Genomic DNA, 15,761 nt, shown 5'->3' with positions numbered 1-15,761 from the left:
GGCAAAAAACGCCCCGCAGGCACACAGCCTGCGGGGCGTTTTTCCGTGGACCGGCGACGCCGGACTCAGTCGCCGGTGGCGATGGGCCTGTCGGCGTCGGTGATCCAGTCGCTCCAGGAGCCAACGTAGAGTCGCGGCAGCGGGCGGCCGGCGATGGCGTAGGCGAGGATGTCGTGGCAGGCGGTGACGCCGGAGCCGCAGTAGGCGATCACCGGGTCCGCATCCGGCAGCTCGGCGTCGAGCGTCTCGGGCGACTTGAATCGGCCGTTGGCGTCGAGGTTCTCGGCACTGGGGCGGCTTCGCGCGCCGGGAATGTGGCCCGCCACCGGGTCGACGGTCTCGCCCTCGCCGCGGAAACGACCGGCGGGGCGCGCATCGAGCTTCAGCGCGCGGCCGGAGAACACCTCATCGGCCTGTACCATCACATCGTCGCGGTAGTCGGGCGACCAGTCGCTCGGCGCGGGGGCCGGCTCGCGGCCCAGCGGCAGCTCGCCGCCGGCGGCCTGCCAGGCGCCGAGGCTGCCATTCAGCAGCCGAACGTCGGGGTGGCCGGCCCAGCGGGCGATCATCCACCAGGCCCGGGCCGCGGCCAGCTGGCCGCCGGTATCGTCGTAGACCACCACCGGCCGCTCGGGCGTCACCCCGAGGCGGCGCAGCGTTGCCGCGAAGGCCTCGCGGCTCGGCAGCGGATGACGCCCGCCCGCGCCGTTCTCTCCCGGCGAGGTGGCCAGGTCGCGATCCATGTCCAGATGCTGGCTGCCCGGCACATGGCCCTCGCGCCACAGCCGCTCGCCGGCCTCGGGGTCGCCGAGCCGCGCCCGGCAGTCCAGCACCAGCGGCGGGGCGTCGCCCGCCAGCGCCTCGGCCAGCTCGGTGGCTTCGATCAACACGTTCATGCGCCCTCTCCTTCCAGCCATTCGATGGGGGCCCGCCGGGCGATCAGTCGCCTGCGGCCGGCCTGACGGAATCGCACCTCGATCACCGGATTCGCCGGATCGCCTTCCACCACGCTGATCTCGCCCTCGCCGAAGACGGCATGGTTGAGGCGCTGGCCGACCCGGTAGTCGACGGCGCTATCGGCGACCTGCCCCGTCTGCGCCGCGGCGGCCTCGACGGGCAGCGGCCGGCCCAGGCGCTCGAGGTAGCGCTGCACCAGCGCCGGGCGGGAGACCCGCAGCGGCGCCGCCGGCTCATCGACGCCCTCGGCGACGAGGCGCTCGGCCACCCGCTGGCCGTCCTGCCAGGCAGTCTCGCCGAGGAAGCGGCTGGGCCGGTGATCGCCGCCATCATGCAGCATCACCAGCCGCTCGCAGGCGCGGGTGATCGCCACGTAGAACAGCCGCCGCTCCTCCTCGAGGCGCGCCGGGCTCAGCGGGTTGTCGCGGGTATAGTGCGGGAAGTCTTCCTCGTTGACGCCGCCGAGCATCACCAGCGGCCACTCCAGCCCCTTGGCGCCGTGCACGGTGGTGATCAGCACGCCGTCGTCGCGGTTCTCCACCGGGCGGCGCAGCAGCTCGATGAAGGCGCCAAGATGCTCGGCCTCTCGGGCCTGTTCGACCAGCACGTCGAGCAGACGCACGTCCTCCTCGCCCTTGTCACGCCGCGCCGCGGCGCGCTTGAGCACCTTCTCGGCCTCGACCTCCTCGACCACGTGCTCGAGCAGCTTGGCCGGCGACCAGCCGCCGCGTTTGGGCAGCTCGCACAGCAGCGCCCAGCGTCGCTTGAGGGTACGCCGCTGGTGCGGCTTGAGCGAGGCCAGCAGCGGGTCCTGGCGCTCCGGCCAGCGCTGGGTCTCGGCCAGCCGGGCGGCCAGCGCCGAGAGGCGTTCGCGGGGCACGAAGGGCGTGGGCTGGGCGAGCAGCAGCAGCAGATGGCCGGGATCGCGCAGCAGCTGGCCGTCGAGCGCCAGCGCCAGGTAGCCGGCCAGCGCCTCGACCAGCGGCAGGCGGAACACGAAGCGGTCCTCCCGGGACAGCCGGAAGGGCACCCCCTCGCGCAGCAGCGCCAGCTGCAGCGGCACCGACAGCGCCCAGCTGCGTACCAGCAGGCAGGCCTCATCGAGGCGGCGGCCGTCGCGCTGCCAGCCGGCCAGCTCGTCGAGCAGCGCCTGGCTGCCCTGCCCTACCGCCAGCCGGGTATCCGGGTTGTCCGGCGCGGCCAGGCACAGCTGGTCCGGTCGCCGCCGGTTGGCCTCGATGGCGTGATTGGCCGCCAGCGCCAGGGCGTGGCCGTGGCGGAAGGTGGTCGAGAGCGGGTAGTCCCGGGCCTCGCCGAAGATGGCGGTGAAGTCCTCGAGCATGGTGTCGGGGTGGGCGCCGCGCCACTCGTAGATGCACTGGTTGGCATCGCCCACCGCCATCACCGCCGCGTCGCGACCGGCCAGCACCGCCAGCAGGCGCTGCTGGGTGGGGTTGATGTCCTGGTACTCGTCGATGATCACCTGGTCGAGGAAGCCCTGGACCCGGGCGCGCAGCGCGGGATCGGCCTCCAGCGCCCGCACCGGCCGGTACAGCAGGTCGGCGTAGGTCATCAGGCCCTGGTCGGCGAGCAGGGTCTCGGCGTGTTCGAAGGCGGCGACGAAGTGCTCGGTGTCCTCGCCGAAGTCGAGGCGGGCGTAGAGTTCGGCGGGCTCGGCCATCTCGGCCTTCACCAGGCCGCTGAAATGGGCCAGGGCCTCGAGCTTCTCGGCCTCCAGAGCGCGCTCGCCGGCCTCGGGGAAGGCCTCCAGCGACTGCTGGGTAGCCTGGCGCAGCAGCCGCTCGAGTTGCCAGTCGGCGGTCAGCAGACGGCGGTTCTCCAGCACGCCCCAGCGGGTCAGGCTCTGGGTCAGGCGATGGCCCAGCGAGTGGAAGGTGCGCACGTCGGGCAGCGCCTGGCCGGCGGGCGCCGCCGCGGCCAGCCGGGACTGGAAGTCCTCCCGCGCCGAGCGGTTGAACATCAGCACCAGGATGCGCCCGGGTGCCATGCCGCGCTCGAGCAGGTGCAGCACCCGCGCCACCAGGGTGGTGGTCTTGCCCGCCCCGGCCACGGCGGCGACCCGGGCATGGCCATCGGGATGGCCGACCACGGCGTGCTGTTCCGGCGTCAGCCTCATGATGCCTCGTCGTCCCAGCGGCCCAGCGAATGCCAGGCGCCGCCGCTCTGAAGGCCCAGCTCGTCGCCGCGGCACTCGGCGGCCTCGGCGAGGCGATAGAAGACGTTGCGCGAGAGCCGCGCGGCCAGACCGAGGCGTACCGGTACCTCCGGCACGGCCTCGCCGCGGGGCGTGTCGCTGACCGTCAGCCGGCGCTCGGCGTCGAGCCTCACGCGATCGCCGGCATTGGTGACCAGCCGCCAGTCGCCGGCGGCATCGCGCTCGGCATCGACGATCATCAGCGGGCGATCCTCGACGCGGATACGCCATTTCTCGCCGGGCGTCACCAGGTAGTACTCGCCGTCGTCCTCGCGGCGCATCACGCTCGCCAGCAACCGCACCAGCGCAGGACGCGCGATGACGGTCCCCTCGTGGATCCAGCGGCCGTCGGCGGCGATGGTCAGGTCCATGTCGCCCCGGCAGTCGGGATGCCAGCGATCCAGCGGCGGGATCTCGCCTTCGGGCGGAATGCCGGCCAGCCAGGTGTCCAGGTTCATGACGCCTCCTTTGCGCGCCGGATCAGACCACCAGGCCCGAGCGCGACAGCGCCTCGCGGACTTCCGCCGACGCCTCGGGCGCCGCGGCCTTGAACAACCGGTAGAAGTTGGCGGTGGTCTGCATGGCCACTTCCTCGACGCTGATGCCGCGCTCCTCGGCGATGCACTCGGCGACCTCGACCACCCAGGCCGGCTCGTTGGGCTTGCCGCGGTGCGGCACCGGCGCCAGATAGGGGCTGTCGGTCTCGATCAGCAGGCGATCCAGCGGCACCTGGCGGGCCAGCTCGCGCACCGACTCGGCGTTGCGGAAGGTGACGATGCCCGACAGCGAGATCATGAAGCCGTGGGCCACCGCCTCGCGGGCCATGTCCAGGTCCTCGGTGAAGCAGTGCAGTACGCCGCCGACCCGCGGGTCGACGTGCTCGCGGATCAGCGCCAGGGTGTCCTCGCGCGCGGCGCGGGTGTGAATGATCACCGGCAGCTCGAGCTCGGTGGCGGCGATCAGATGGCGGCGAAAGCGCTCGTGCTGCACCTCGCGCGAGACGCCATCGTAGTGATAGTCGAGGCCGGTCTCGCCGATTGCCACCGCCTCATGGCGCTCCGCACACTCCTTGATGGCCTCGACGCTCGGCTCTTCCGGCACCACATGCAGCGGGTGCACCCCGGCGGAGATCACCACGTCGTCGTGCTCGCGGGCGATGGCGGCGATGCCCGGCACTTCCTCCAGGGTGACCGCGATGGCCAGGAACTGGCGCACGTCGCGGGCGCGGGCGGCGTCCAGAGCGGCGGCGATATTGCCGTCGTGGGTGCGGGGATCGAGGCGATCGAGATGGCAGTGGGAATCGACAAACATCGGCAGGTTCACACGGAAAGTAGGGTAAGTTAAGGCGCTCGAAGCTCGTCAGAGCGTGTAGGTCGGCGCGCCCTTGTCGAGCTGGCCCGCCAGCAGGGTCTCGATATGATCGCGCACGCCCTGGTCCTCGACGCCGAAATGCACGCCGATGCCCGGCACGCGACGCCCGGAAACGCCTTCGGGCGAGACCCAGACCACCCGGCCGGTGACCGGCAGGCGCTCGCTCTCGTCGGGCAGGGTCAGCAGCACGAAGACCTCCTGGCCGAGCTCGTAGCGTTCGCGGGTCGGCACGAAGATGCCGCCGCGCTCCAGCGACGGCATGTAGGCCGAGAGCAGCGTGGGGATATCCCGGATCGTCAGGGAGAGGGCTTTCTGGGCGGACATCGACGAGCCTCCTCGGGCAGTGTCTTCAGGAGCGCAGCAGGGCGGACCAGCGCACCAGCCAGGCTTCCAGCACCAGCTGCGGGTTGGGATTGCCCCCCGCGCCGAGCAGGCGCCGCTGTTCGCGAGCATAGTCCAGCAGGCGGAACCAGTCGCGGACCCGGCCGTTCTTCACCGCCTGGCGGTAGAGCGGCAGCAGGTCGGGGTTGCGCAGCGTCGCGCTCTCGCCCGACAGGCCCAGCCGGATCAAATCCTCGAGCCAGGCGATACCGTACCACAGGATGGCGTCGAGGGACTGGCGGTCCAGGCGCGCGGCCTCGGCCACCGGCTCGGCGCCGCGCACCAGGGCGTCGAAGGTCTCGTGGAGCTGCTGGCGCAGCGCCCGGGCATCGGGCTCGGCCAGCTCGAGGGCCCGCAGCGGCAGGCCGCCGGCGGCCTGGTACCAGAAGCGGGCGTCGTCGCGGCCGCCGAGGCGCTCGGCCAGCCAGTCGAGACACTCGGCCTCGCCCGGCGCGGTCAGGCTCCAGTGCTGGCAGCGCGAGCGGATGGTCGGCAGCAGGTGCGAGGGAATGTCCGAGAGCAGCAGGAACAGGGTCCGGCCGCCGGGCTCCTCCAGGCTCTTGAGCAGGGCGTTGGAGGCGGCCACGTTCATCGCCTCGGCGGGCGAGATGACGATCACCCGATAGCCGCCCTGCTGGGCGGTCTGGGAGACGAAGCCGTTGATCTCGCGGATGGCATCGATGCGGATCTGGCGCTTGCCCTCGTCCGGCGACACCCGCATCAGGTCCGGGTGATAGCCCGAGGCCAGCATCTGGCAGGCGTGGCAGCGGCCGCAGGCGACCTCGCCCGGCGCCTGGCACAGGGTGCGGGCGATCAGCGCTTCGGCCAGCGACGGCTTGCCGACGCCGTGGGGGCCGGAGAACAGCAGCGCATGAGGCAGCCGCCCGGCCTCGGCCAGCGCGATCAGCTCCCGCCAGCGCGGCTCGAGCCAGGGCAGCGGCCGGAGGGGCTCGCTCATGACGCCTCCAGATGCGCATCCAGCAGGCGGCCGAGCTCGGCCTGCACGTCCGCCAGGGGTCGATCGGCGTCGACCACGGCGATGCGCGCGGGCGCGGCGGCGGCGCGGGCCAGATAGGCCTGGCGCACGGCCTCGAAGAACTCGCCCCGCTCGCGCTCGAAGCGGTCACGCTGGCCACCATTCTGCTCGAGACGGCCCTCGAGGCGGCGCTGCGCCGCGGCCATCGGCATGTCGAGCAGCAGCGTCAGGTCGGGCTGCAGCCCCTGCTGAACGAAGGCCTCCAGCTCGGCGATGCGCGCGGACGGGATGCCACGCCCGCCACCCTGGTAGGCGAAGGTGGCGTCGGTGAAGCGGTCGCAGACCACCCAGGCGCCGCGCTCCAGGGCCGGGCGCACCACTCGCGCCAGGTGCTGGGCGCGGGCGGCGAACACCAGCAGCAGCTCGGCGTCGTCGTCCAGCGGCTCGTCGGCCGCGGGATCGAGCAGCAGGCCGCGGATCGCCTCGGCGCGCGGCGTGCCGCCCGGCTCGCGGGTGCTTACCACCTCGAGGCCGCAGGCCTCCAGGTGCTCGGCGACCCAGGCCAGGTTGGTGGACTTGCCCACCCCTTCGCCGCCTTCCAGGGTGATGAAGCGTCCTCGGCGTTGCATGGTCTCTCCGATGCTCAGCGGTTGCGAATGTAGCGATTAACGGCGTTATTGTGCTCGCGCAGCGAACGCGAGAACTGGTGGGTGCCGTCGCCCCGAGCCACGAAGTAGAGCGCCTGCCCCTCGGCGGGACGCACCGCCGCCTGCAGCGCCGCCTTGCCCGGCAGGGCGATGGGCGTCGGCGGCAGGCCATCGATCACGTAGGTGTTGTAGGGCGTAGGCTCGCGCAGGTCGGCGCGGGTGATGTTGCCGTCATAGTCGTCGCCCATGCCGTAGATCACGGTGGGGTCGGTCTGCAGGCGCATGCCCCGCTCCAGGCGACGCACGAAGACGCCGGCGATACGGTCACGCTCTTCGGGGGCGCCGGTCTCGCGCTCCACCAGCGAGGCCAGGATCAGTGCCTGATAGGGCGTATCGAGGGGCAGGTCGTCGTCGCGACCTTCCCAGGCCTCGGCGAGCATGTCGTCCATGCGCTCCAGCGACTGGCGCAGGATCGCCAGATCGCTGACACCCTTGCGGTAGCGATAGGTGTCGGGGAAGAAGCGCCCTTCTGGCTGCTCTCCCTCGCGGCCGAGTGCGGCCATGATCTCGGCGTCGGACCAGTCGGCGGTGCGGTGCTCGAGCTTGGGCGCGGCATCCAGCTCGGCGCGCATCTGAGCGAAGGTCCAGCCCTCGGGGACGGTCAGCGGATAGGTGACCACCTCGTGGCGATCCAGCAGGCCGAGCAGCTCGCGGCCGCTCATGCCCGGCGTCAGCCGATACTCGCCGGGGCGCAGGTCGGGCATGGCCTCGGGCTCGAGGCGCCCGAGCAGGCGGAAGGCCCAGCCGTCGGCCAGGATACCGCGCTCGCCGAGCTCGCGGACCACGCGCTGGAAGCCGGCGCCGCTCGGCACCTCGTAGAGGGTCGGCGCATCCAGGGCCAGCGGCGCCTCGAGGCGAGTCTGCCAGTAGCGATATCCCGCCCCCAGCGCCAGTGCCGCCAGGATCAGCAGCAGCGGCAGCAGCTTGGCCACTCGCTTCATGGAAAGTCCTCGTTCAATCGTGGGGATAGCCGAGACTGGCGTGGGCCTCGGCCTGCAAAGCGCGATGGCGATCGTCGATGTCCCAGCGTGCCAGGCAACGGCCGTCGGTGGCGTCGAGCCGTACCACCGGCCACAGCCCCTGCACCGAGTTGGCCAGGCATACCGCCTCGGCGGCCGCCAGCGTCTCGGCGGGAACATCTGCCTCTCGGACCACGCCGGAGGCGAGCAGTGCCGCTCGCAGGGTGCCGGCCACGCCGCAGCGATCGAGCCTCGGCGTGAGCCAGGCCCCATCCTGCCACCAGAAGAGATTCATGCAGGTCGCCTCGACCAGCCGCCCCTCGGCGTCGCCGAGCAGCCCCTCGGCGACCTCGGGGTCGGACCATTCGGCCCGGGCCAGGACGTTCTCCAGACGATTGAGATGCTTGAGGCCGGCCAGCGCCGGCTGGATACCCAACCGCAGCCGGCAGTGCCGCACCCGCACGCCCTCCTTCCAGCGCGACTCAGCCGGCGCGAAGGGCGCGACCTGCCAGCGCAGCCGCGGCGCGGGGTCGTCCGGCGCGAGATAGCCGCGTCCGCCGGAACCGCGAGTCAGCATCAGCTTGAGCACCGCAAGCCCCTCGCCGGCCCGGGCCGGCAGGGCATCAAGCGTGGCCCGATCCGGCATCGGAATGCCGAGGGTCTCGGCACCGCGTGCCAGCCGGGCCAGGTGCTCGGCCCACAGCAGCGGCTCGCCGTCGCGCACCAGCACGGTCTCGAACAGGCCGTCGCCGTAGGCCAGACCACGGTCGTCGAAGGGCACGCTCTCCCCCGGCGTCAGCCGGGCGACATCGACGTCGCCCGTCATGTTCACACCTTGGAGAAGACCAGGGTACCGTTGGTGCCGCCGAAGCCGAAGGAGTTCGACAGACTGACGTCGATCTTCATCTCGCGGGCGGTGTGCGGCACGTAGTCGAGCACGCAGCCTTCCTGGGGATTGTCGAGGTTGATGGTGGGCGGTGCGACCTGATCGCGGATCGCCAGCACCGAGAACACCGCCTCGACGGCGCCGGCGGCGCCCAGCAGGTGGCCGATCATCGACTTGGTGGAGCTGACCGCCACGTCCTTCGACGCCTCGCCCAGCACGCGCTCCACGGCGCGGCTCTCGGCCAGGTCGCCGGCGGCGGTGGAGGTGCCGTGGGCGTTGATGTAGTCCACCTCGGCCGGATCGATCTTGGCGTCGCGGATGGCGTTGGCCATCGACAAGGCGGCCCCGCTGCCGTCTTCCGGCGGCGCGGTCATGTGGTGGGCGTCGTCGCTCATGCCGAAGCCGGTCAGCTCGGCGTAGATGGTCGCGCCACGGGCCTTGGCGTGCTCGTATTCCTCGAGCACCATCACGCCTGCGCCGTCGGACAGCACGAAGCCGTCGCGATCGCGATCCCAGGGGCGGCTGGCCGCGGCCGGGTCGTCGTTGCGGGTCGACAGCGCGCGGGCCGCGGAGAAGCCGCCCAGGCCCAGCGGCGTGGTGGCCATCTCGGCGCCGCCGCAGACCATCACGTCGGCGTCGCCGTAGGCGATGGTGCGGGCGCTGTAGCCGATGTTATGGGTACCGGTGGTGCAGGCGGTGGTGATGGCGATGTTGGGGCCGCGGAAGCCGTGCTGGATCGCCAGGTTGCCGGAGATCATGTTGATGATCGAGCCCGGCACGAAGAACGGCGAGATGCGGCGCGCGCCACCCTTCTGCAGGGCGCTATGGTTATGCTCGATCATCGGCAGACCACCGATGCCGGAACCGATCGCCACGCCGATGCGGTGGGCGTTTTCCTCGGAGCACTCGATGCCGGCATCGCTGATCGCCTGCCCACCCGCGGCCACGCCGTACTGGATGAACAGATCCATCTTGCGGGCGTCTTTCGGGTTCAGGTACGGGCTGATGTCGAAGTCCTTGACCGACCCGCCGAACCGCGTGTTGAAGCCGCTGGCATCGAAGTGCTCGATGGGGGCGATACCGCTCTTGCCGGCCAGGATGTTGCCCCAGCTCTCGTCCACGGTATTGCCGACTGGCGTGACCAGGCCAAGCCCCGTCACCACAACCCTTCTACGAGCCATCCGCTCTCCTCCAGATCCAGATAGTGATACGGCCCCGTGGGGCCGTCTTGGCGCGTATTATACCCGAGTCCGCGCCCGCTGTGGTCTCGCCACCCCTCCCTGGATAGCACGAGAGCCGTCCTGCGGGGCAGGACGGCTCTCTCACCAGGGTATGTTACCCCGGGCACACCTCAGCAAGCGGTGTCACACACCCTTACTGGTGGGTGTTGACGTAGTCGATGGCTTCCTGAACGGTGGTGATCTTCTCGGCTTCCTCGTCGGGAATCTCGGTGTCGAATTCCTCTTCGAGCGCCATCACCAGCTCGACGGTATCCAGGGAATCCGCGCCGAGGTCTTCAGTGAAAGAAGAAGAGTTCTGGATGTCCTCTTCCTTGACGTTCAGGCGCTCAGCCACAACCTTCTTCACGCGCTCTTCGATGGTGCTCATTATGAAGTACTCCAGTCGTTCACGTTAAGCGACTGCTAACCAGCCGTTTCAGATCCGCAAGCCAATAAGCTGCGGGGTAGTTTATAGACCGCTCAAGAACAACGCAACCGCCGCATGCCGCGGCTTCAGCGCATGTTCATACCGCCGTTGACGTGCAGCGTCTCGCCGGTGATATAGCCCGCCGGTTCGCTAGTCAGGAAACCCACCGCGGCGGCAATTTCCTCGGGCTGACCGAGACGCGCCAGCGGAATCTGGCCGAGCAGCGCATCCTTCTGCGCCTCGGGCAGCGCCTCGGTCATGTCGGTAGCAATGAAGCCCGGCGCCACGGCGTTGACGGTGATGGCGCGCGAGGCAACCTCACGGGCCAGCGCCCGGGTAAAGCCTTCCATGCCGGCCTTGGCCGCAGCGTAGTTGGTCTGACCGAGGTTGCCCATGGTAGCGACTACCGAGCTGACCGACACGATGCGGCCGAAGCGCGCCTTGGTCATGCCGCGCAGGCAGGCCTTGCTGACGCGATACACGGACTTGAGATTGGCGTCGATGACGGAATCCCACTCGTCTTCCTTCATCCGCATCAGCAGATTGTCACGGGTGATCCCGGCGTTGTTGACCAGGATGGTCGGCGCCCCGAACTCCTCGTTGATGGACTGAATCAGCCCATCGACGCTGGCTTGGTCGGTGACGTCGAGACGACGCCCCGCACCCTCGAAGCCCTGCGCCTTGAGGTCGGCGTCGATGCGCTCGGCACCGGCGTCGCTGGTGGCGGTACCGATCACGATACGGCCCTGGCGGCCGAGCTCGTGGGCGATGGCGCGGCCGATGCCACGGCTGGCCCCGGTGATCAGGGCGACTCTAGACTCGCTTGACATGGTCTCTTCCGTTCTCGTCCAGGAGAGGAGGGTCAGCCGTTGGCCGACGGTGACTGCCCGGCCGCCTCGCGGGCCAGCTCGAGGGCCGCCGAGAGGCTGTCGGGATCGTTGACCGCCAGGCCGCGGCTGCCCCGGGCGATTCGCTTGTTCAGGCCGGTGAGCACCTTGCCCGGCCCGCACTCGATGAACACTTCGGCGCCCTGGCCGACCATGTTCTCGACGCAGGAGGTCCAGCGCACCGGCTGGTAGAGCTGCTCGATCAGGCGCGTGCGCAGGGTGTCGACATCGGCATGGGCCTGGGCATCGACGTTCTGCACCACGGTGTAGCGCGGCGCGCGCAGGGCAATGTCATCCATCGCCGCCGCCAGGCGCTCGGCGGCCGGGCGCATCAGATCACAGTGCGACGGCACCGATACCGGCAGCGGCATGGCACGCTTGGCACCGGCCTCCTGACAGGCGGCGATGGCGCGCTCGACGGCACCCTTGGCACCGGCGATGACCACCTGACCCGGCGCATTGTAGTTCACCGCGGACACCACCTCGCCCTCGGCGGCCTGAGCGCAGGCCTGCTCGACGGCGGCGTCGTCCAGGCCGAGGATGGCGGCCATGGCGCCCTGCCCCATGGGCACGGCCTCCTGCATCGCCTCGCCGCGCAGCTTGACCAGCCGCACGCCGTCGGCGAACGACAGCGCGCCGGCACAGACCATGGCGCTGTATTCGCCCAGGCTATGGCCGGCCATGGCGCCCGGGCGCGGCCCCTCGAGCTCCTGCCAGACGCGCCAGATGGCGACGCTGGCGGTCAGCAGCGCCGGCTGAGTGCAGGCGGTGGCATTGAGTGCGTCGGCGGGCCCTTCCTGGACCACCTGCCACAGATCGTAGCCCAGCGCGTCGGCGGCCTCCTCGAAGGTGGTCCGCACCACGCTGTAGCGTTCCGCCAGCTCGCGCAGCATGCCGATCTGCTGGGAGCCCTGCCCGGGAAAGATGAGGGCAAGGGGTTGTGTCATGTCGATCACCTTTACTCTGTTTGACTGATCGCGGAGCCGTCATCGTCCGTATCGACGACGCCGCGAGTCCTGGATCCGCTGTCGGCTCGGTCGCCAGCGGCGGCCGAAGCGACGACGGACCGTTGCCGGCCAAGTTCGACGGCCAGCCGCTCGGGCAGGCCATGATGCACTTCCTGGACGGCGCGAGCCACGGCGTAATGAAAGCCCGCGGCATCGGCACTGCCATGGCTCTTGATGACGATGCCATCCAGACCCAGCAGGCTGGCGCCATTGTAGCGCACCGGATCCAGCTCCCGACGCAGGCGGGCCAGCGCCGGGCGCGCCAGCGCACCGACCAGGCGACTGGTCCAGTGCGCCTCGAAGGTCGCCTGGACCCGCCGCACCAGCATCTTCGCCAGCCCCTCGCTGGCCTTAAGCACGGCATTGCCGACAAAACCGTCGCACACAACCACGTCGGCCTCACCGGCGAAGATCCCGTCGCCCTCGATGAAGCCGATATAGCGCATGCCGCGCACGCGGCGCAGCATCCGATCCGCCTGCTGCACGCTCGACGGTCCCTTGGTGCCCTCGACGCCGACATTCAGCAGCGCCACGCGTGGCTGCTCAAGCCCGTCCACGTGGCGCGCCATGATCTCGCCCATCAGCGCGAAATCGAGCAGCCGTCGGGCATCGACATCGACGTTGGCGCCCAGGTCGAGCAGATAGCAGCGCCCTTCCCGATCGGTGGGAATGGCCGTGCTGATCGCCGGGCGCGCCACGCCCGCCACCGTTCCCAGTTCGCGCCGTGACAGCGCCATCAGCGCACCGGTGTTGCCGGCGCTGACGCCGGCCTCGACCTCGCCGCGCGCCAGGCAGGTCAGCATGGCCGCCATACTGGAGTCGCGACCGTGGCGCAACGCCTGGGCCGGACGCTGGTCCTGGCGAATCTCCGCGGCAGCGTTCTCGATGCTCAGATGCGACGACGCCGCGGCGAGAGACCGCGGCAGCCGGGAGAGCTCCTGCTCCAGCCGTGCGGCGGGGCCGAACAGCCGGATCTCGAGCCCGGGGTCGGCCATGACGGCGCTTGCCGCGCCGGCCACGGTGGCGCGGGGACCGAGATCCCCGCCCATCGCATCGACGGCAATCCGCATGTCAGCGGGCGGCAAGCGTCATGGCGTTCGGGACGCGTCGCCTCAGGCGTCGACGACCTTGCGACCCTTGTAGAAGCCGTCCGGAGAGACGTGGTGACGCAGGTGAGTGGTACCGGTCTCCTTGTCCTGGGACAGCGCCTTGTTGTCGGCCAGGGCGTCGTGGCTGCGACGCATGCCGCGCTTGGAACGGGTCTTGCGGTTCTGTTGAACTGCCATGAGATATCACTCCAGAGTGAATCGATGAAGTATCAGGTTTTGCCCTTGAGCTGCTTGAGCACCTCAAAGGGATTCTTCGAGGGCGCGCTCGAGGCCTGCTCGGCGCCGTCCCCACTGCTCAGCTGGTCGCGCGAGACCGCGCAGTCAGCCTCGTCGTGGTAAACCACCTGGGGCAGACTGAGGATCAGCTCATCCTCGATCACCGCCAGCAGGTTCAGCTGTTCGTTTTCCACCAGCACCGGCTCATGGGTGCTCGGCAGATCGGCTGCCAGGGCATCACTGGTGACCATCCCCAGCAGAAATTCGCTCTCGACCGCCTGCGGCATGGGCGAGAGGCAGCGACGACACAGCAGCTGCAGCTCGGCCGTCAGGCGACCGCGAATCTCCCGACGTCCCTGGGCGTCGATGGCGAAATCCAGCCATACCTGGGCATGACCGTCCTGCGCGCCAGCCTCTTCGGCAAGACGCGGCATATCGCCCAGCGCCACCAGGCCTTCGAGATGTTCGGCATGAGTCGCGAGCTTGTACGGCTCGACCCTGCCTGGGAGATGTGAGGTCAACATAGGCGCGCAATGATAGGCACTCCCCTCCCCCCTGTCAAAGCCCTCGGGGTTCGGGGTTACAATGCCCTCCCATCGCGGCTCCGGCCGCCCCGATCCAGCCAAGTAAGGAACCTGCCATGCCACGCCTGGTGCTCGCCTCGAGCTCTCGCTTTCGCCGCCAGCTGCTCGACCGACTGGCACTTCCCTGCGCCTGGGAGAGCCCGGACATCGACGAGACGCCCCGCTCCGGCGAAACGCCCCGCGCGCTGGTGCATCGGCTATCGCTGGCCAAGGCCGAGCGGCTCGCCGCCGACTGGCCGGATCACCTGATCATCGGCTCCGATCAGGTGGCGGTCTTCGACGGCGAAGCGCTGGGCAAGCCCGCCGACGAGGCCGCCGCCCGCGCCCAGCTGGCGCGCTTCTCGGGCCATCGGGTCAGTTTCCTGACCGGGCTGGCGCTGATCGACACGCGCAACGCCAGCCATCGGGTCTGCCACGAGCGCTACGACGTGGTGTTCCGCCAGCTGAGCGAGACCGAGATCGCCCGCTACGTCGAGCGCGAGCGGCCGCTGGACAGCGCCGGCAGCTTCCGCATGGAAGGCCTGGGCATCACCCTGTTCGAGCGCCTCGAGGGCGACGACCCCAATACGCTGATCGGGCTACCGCTGATTCGCCTCTGCCAACTGCTGCGAGAGGCCGGGCTGGATCCGCTGGGCTGAGCGAGGTGCGAGGTGCGAGGTGCGAGGTGCGAGGTGCGAGGTGCGAGGTGCGAGGTGCGAGGTGCGAGGTGCGAGGCAAGCGTAGCAAGGGGCGAGAGGCGCCTTGCTACGCTTGATCCGGCTAGTAAATCTGATAGCGCAGCGGCGAGGCGGCCTGGGGCACGCCGACCCACTCGGCGGCGACACGACCGAAGCGCCGCGCCAGGCGCTCGAACGGATCGAGCTGCGGCGTGTAATCCTGGGTGCGCGGCGTCTCCAGCCGCTCCCGCGCCAGGGTGTCGAGGCTGCCCAGCTCGTCCACCAGCCCCAGATCGAGTGCCTGCTCGCCGGTCCAGATCAGACCGCTGAACAGCCGCTCGTCGTCGGCCAGCCGATCGCCGCGCCCGGCCTTGACGTCATCGATGAACTGGCGATGGGTCGTGGCCAGCACCCGCTGCCAGAAGTCGCGCTGCTCGGGAGAAATGTCCGAGAAGGGATCGAGGAAGGCCTTGTTATCGCCAGCGGTGAACACCCGGCGCTCGACCCCCAGACGCTCGAGCGCTTCCTTGAAGCCGAAGCCTGCGTTGATCACCCCGATCGACCCCACCAGGCTGGCCGGCGCGGCGACGATCTCGTCGGCCGCCGAAGCGATATAGTAGGCACCGCTGGCGCCGATGTCCTCGATCACGGCGATGATCGGCTTGTCGCCCTGCACGCGCAGGCGCATCAGCTCGTCATAGATGCGCTGCGACTGCACCGGACTGCCGCCGGGGCTGTCGATATGCAGCACCACCGCCTCGGCGCCCGGTGCCTTCCAGGCGCGCTGCACGCCCTCGATGACGCGCTCGGCGCTGGCTCGGGCGTCGCCATCGATCACGCCCTCGACCTGGACGATACCCAGGTGCGGACCGGCGGCGCTGGTCGCACCCGGCACCACGAACAGCCCGTAGAGCGTGGTGGACAGCGAGGCCAGGATCAGCAAGGCGAACAGGAAGCGGAAGAACAGCTTCCAGCGCCGCGATCGACGCTGCTCGACCAGCACACCATCGATCCAGCGGTCGAGCATCGCCTGCTGGGCGAGGCGCTGCCGTTCGCGCAGCGTCTCGGCGTCTTCATCGCTCGCCTGCGGCGTCTCATCCCCTTCGCGCCGACGCTGCGCTTCCCGGGCCTGTTCGGCGCTGAGCTCGGGACCCTGCGTCCAGTCGTCGCGTCGATCGTCTTCCATGACATCACTCCTCTTGA

The 15,761-nt window shown here is 70.0% G+C and carries 18 protein-coding genes; 1 reads left to right on the top strand and 17 read right to left on the bottom strand.

What is annotated here, in order from left to right:
- Positions 1 to 65: 65 nt before the first annotated feature.
- The 16 genes from MYL53_RS01480 to MYL53_RS01405 form a co-directional block, all read right to left on the bottom strand.
- A complete protein-coding gene (locus MYL53_RS01480) occupies positions 66 to 896 on the bottom strand; it encodes a sulfurtransferase (protein WP_247851584.1) in 831 nt (276 codons plus the stop codon).
- Positions 893 to 3,094: an ATP-dependent helicase gene (locus MYL53_RS01475; RefSeq protein ID WP_247851583.1), complete on the bottom strand. Its 2,202-nt coding sequence runs from the start codon at positions 3,092 to 3,094 to the stop codon at positions 893 to 895. The genes MYL53_RS01480 and MYL53_RS01475 overlap by 4 nt, the downstream gene beginning before the upstream one ends.
- A complete protein-coding gene (locus MYL53_RS01470) occupies positions 3,091 to 3,630 on the bottom strand; it encodes a DUF1285 domain-containing protein (RefSeq protein WP_247851582.1) in 540 nt (179 codons plus the stop codon). Before MYL53_RS01470 ends, MYL53_RS01475 begins: the two co-directional genes overlap by 4 nt.
- 22 nt (positions 3,631 to 3,652) lie before the next feature.
- Positions 3,653 to 4,483 carry a TatD family hydrolase gene (locus MYL53_RS01465; protein WP_247851581.1) on the bottom strand — a complete coding sequence of 277 codons (831 nt, stop codon included), beginning with the start codon at positions 4,481 to 4,483 and terminating at the stop codon, positions 3,653 to 3,655.
- 48 nt (positions 4,484 to 4,531) lie between these two features.
- Positions 4,532 to 4,867 (bottom strand): PilZ domain-containing protein, encoded by a 336-nt coding sequence (locus MYL53_RS01460; RefSeq protein ID WP_247851580.1) that lies wholly within the window; start codon positions 4,865 to 4,867, stop codon positions 4,532 to 4,534.
- 25 nt (positions 4,868 to 4,892) lie between these two features.
- Positions 4,893 to 5,882, bottom strand: a complete 990-nt coding sequence (locus tag MYL53_RS01455) for a DNA polymerase III subunit delta' (RefSeq protein ID WP_247851579.1) — start codon at positions 5,880 to 5,882, stop codon at positions 4,893 to 4,895.
- The gene (gene tmk / locus MYL53_RS01450; protein WP_247851578.1) at positions 5,879 to 6,529 is read right to left on the bottom strand and encodes a dTMP kinase; all 651 of its coding nucleotides are present in this window, start codon (positions 6,527 to 6,529) and stop codon (positions 5,879 to 5,881) included. Before tmk ends, MYL53_RS01455 begins: the two co-directional genes overlap by 4 nt.
- A 14-nt stretch (positions 6,530 to 6,543) precedes the next feature.
- A complete protein-coding gene (gene mltG / locus MYL53_RS01445; protein ID WP_247851577.1) occupies positions 6,544 to 7,548 on the bottom strand; it encodes an endolytic transglycosylase MltG in 1,005 nt (334 codons plus the stop codon).
- Between the two features lie 13 nt (positions 7,549 to 7,561).
- Positions 7,562 to 8,392: an aminodeoxychorismate lyase gene (gene pabC, locus MYL53_RS01440; protein ID WP_247851576.1), complete on the bottom strand. Its 831-nt coding sequence runs from the start codon at positions 8,390 to 8,392 to the stop codon at positions 7,562 to 7,564.
- Between the two features lie 2 nt (positions 8,393 to 8,394).
- Positions 8,395 to 9,633 (bottom strand): beta-ketoacyl-ACP synthase II, encoded by a 1,239-nt coding sequence (gene fabF, locus MYL53_RS01435; protein ID WP_247851575.1) that lies wholly within the window; start codon positions 9,631 to 9,633, stop codon positions 8,395 to 8,397.
- 193 nt (positions 9,634 to 9,826) lie between these two features.
- Complete coding sequence (gene acpP, locus MYL53_RS01430; protein ID WP_083005609.1) at positions 9,827 to 10,060, bottom strand: acyl carrier protein; 234 nt, start codon at positions 10,058 to 10,060, stop codon at positions 9,827 to 9,829.
- 125 nt (positions 10,061 to 10,185) lie between these two features.
- Positions 10,186 to 10,929 carry a 3-oxoacyl-ACP reductase FabG gene (fabG, locus tag MYL53_RS01425; protein ID WP_247851574.1) on the bottom strand — a complete coding sequence of 248 codons (744 nt, stop codon included), beginning with the start codon at positions 10,927 to 10,929 and terminating at the stop codon, positions 10,186 to 10,188.
- Positions 10,930 to 10,961: 32 nt separating this feature from the next.
- Positions 10,962 to 11,933, bottom strand: a complete 972-nt coding sequence (gene fabD, locus MYL53_RS01420; protein WP_247851573.1) for an ACP S-malonyltransferase — start codon at positions 11,931 to 11,933, stop codon at positions 10,962 to 10,964.
- A gap of 11 nt (positions 11,934 to 11,944) precedes the next feature.
- A complete protein-coding gene (gene plsX / locus MYL53_RS01415) occupies positions 11,945 to 13,063 on the bottom strand; it encodes a phosphate acyltransferase PlsX (protein ID WP_247851572.1) in 1,119 nt (372 codons plus the stop codon).
- A 42-nt stretch (positions 13,064 to 13,105) separates the two neighbouring features.
- The gene (rpmF, locus tag MYL53_RS01410; protein ID WP_016854357.1) at positions 13,106 to 13,279 is read right to left on the bottom strand and encodes a 50S ribosomal protein L32; all 174 of its coding nucleotides are present in this window, start codon (positions 13,277 to 13,279) and stop codon (positions 13,106 to 13,108) included.
- A gap of 32 nt (positions 13,280 to 13,311) precedes the next feature.
- On the bottom strand, positions 13,312 to 13,842 hold the full coding sequence (locus tag MYL53_RS01405) for a YceD family protein (RefSeq protein WP_247852356.1): 531 nt from the start codon (positions 13,840 to 13,842) through the stop codon (positions 13,312 to 13,314).
- A gap of 116 nt (positions 13,843 to 13,958) precedes the next feature.
- Between MYL53_RS01405 and MYL53_RS01400 the strand changes: the two genes are divergently transcribed.
- The gene (locus tag MYL53_RS01400) at positions 13,959 to 14,540 is read left to right on the top strand and encodes a Maf family protein (protein ID WP_247851571.1); all 582 of its coding nucleotides are present in this window, start codon (positions 13,959 to 13,961) and stop codon (positions 14,538 to 14,540) included.
- A 121-nt stretch (positions 14,541 to 14,661) separates the two neighbouring features.
- On the opposite strand, the gene sppA is transcribed toward MYL53_RS01400, so the two are convergent.
- Positions 14,662 to 15,744: a signal peptide peptidase SppA gene (gene sppA / locus MYL53_RS01395; RefSeq protein WP_247851570.1), complete on the bottom strand. Its 1,083-nt coding sequence runs from the start codon at positions 15,742 to 15,744 to the stop codon at positions 14,662 to 14,664.
- Positions 15,745 to 15,761: the final 17 nt, after the last annotated feature.

The sequence above is a fragment of the Halomonas getboli genome (assembly GCF_023094245.1).
Lineage (GTDB): Bacteria > Pseudomonadota > Gammaproteobacteria > Pseudomonadales > Halomonadaceae > Halomonas > Halomonas getboli.
Note: the sequence above shows the minus strand (reverse complement) of the source record. Positions and strands in the feature narration are given on the sequence as shown.

What these genes read in the sequence shown, in the direction of transcription:
- MYL53_RS01400 (WP_247851571.1), top strand. Translation starts at nt 13,959, where the DNA reads ATGCCACGCCTGGTGCTCGCCTCGAGCTCTCGCTTTCGCCGCCAGCTG.
- fabD (WP_247851573.1), bottom strand. Translation starts at nt 11,933, where the DNA reads ATGACACAACCCCTTGCCCTCATCTTTCCCGGGCAGGGCTCCCAGCAG.
- tmk (WP_247851578.1), bottom strand. Translation starts at nt 6,529, where the DNA reads ATGCAACGCCGAGGACGCTTCATCACCCTGGAAGGCGGCGAAGGGGTG.
- fabG (WP_247851574.1), bottom strand. Translation starts at nt 10,929, where the DNA reads ATGTCAAGCGAGTCTAGAGTCGCCCTGATCACCGGGGCCAGCCGTGGC.
- MYL53_RS01455 (WP_247851579.1), bottom strand. Translation starts at nt 5,882, where the DNA reads ATGAGCGAGCCCCTCCGGCCGCTGCCCTGGCTCGAGCCGCGCTGGCGG.
- plsX (WP_247851572.1), bottom strand. Translation starts at nt 13,063, where the DNA reads ATGCGGATTGCCGTCGATGCGATGGGCGGGGATCTCGGTCCCCGCGCC.
- MYL53_RS01480 (WP_247851584.1), bottom strand. Translation starts at nt 896, where the DNA reads ATGAACGTGTTGATCGAAGCCACCGAGCTGGCCGAGGCGCTGGCGGGC.
- fabF (WP_247851575.1), bottom strand. Translation starts at nt 9,633, where the DNA reads ATGGCTCGTAGAAGGGTTGTGGTGACGGGGCTTGGCCTGGTCACGCCA.
- mltG (WP_247851577.1), bottom strand. Translation starts at nt 7,548, where the DNA reads ATGAAGCGAGTGGCCAAGCTGCTGCCGCTGCTGCTGATCCTGGCGGCA.
- pabC (WP_247851576.1), bottom strand. Translation starts at nt 8,392, where the DNA reads ATGACGGGCGACGTCGATGTCGCCCGGCTGACGCCGGGGGAGAGCGTG.
- MYL53_RS01470 (WP_247851582.1), bottom strand. Translation starts at nt 3,630, where the DNA reads ATGAACCTGGACACCTGGCTGGCCGGCATTCCGCCCGAAGGCGAGATC.
- MYL53_RS01405 (WP_247852356.1), bottom strand. Translation starts at nt 13,842, where the DNA reads ATGTTGACCTCACATCTCCCAGGCAGGGTCGAGCCGTACAAGCTCGCG.
- sppA (WP_247851570.1), bottom strand. Translation starts at nt 15,744, where the DNA reads ATGGAAGACGATCGACGCGACGACTGGACGCAGGGTCCCGAGCTCAGC.
- MYL53_RS01475 (WP_247851583.1), bottom strand. Translation starts at nt 3,094, where the DNA reads ATGAGGCTGACGCCGGAACAGCACGCCGTGGTCGGCCATCCCGATGGC.
- acpP (WP_083005609.1), bottom strand. Translation starts at nt 10,060, where the DNA reads ATGAGCACCATCGAAGAGCGCGTGAAGAAGGTTGTGGCTGAGCGCCTG.
- MYL53_RS01460 (WP_247851580.1), bottom strand. Translation starts at nt 4,867, where the DNA reads ATGTCCGCCCAGAAAGCCCTCTCCCTGACGATCCGGGATATCCCCACG.
- rpmF (WP_016854357.1), bottom strand. Translation starts at nt 13,279, where the DNA reads ATGGCAGTTCAACAGAACCGCAAGACCCGTTCCAAGCGCGGCATGCGT.
- MYL53_RS01465 (WP_247851581.1), bottom strand. Translation starts at nt 4,483, where the DNA reads ATGTTTGTCGATTCCCACTGCCATCTCGATCGCCTCGATCCCCGCACC.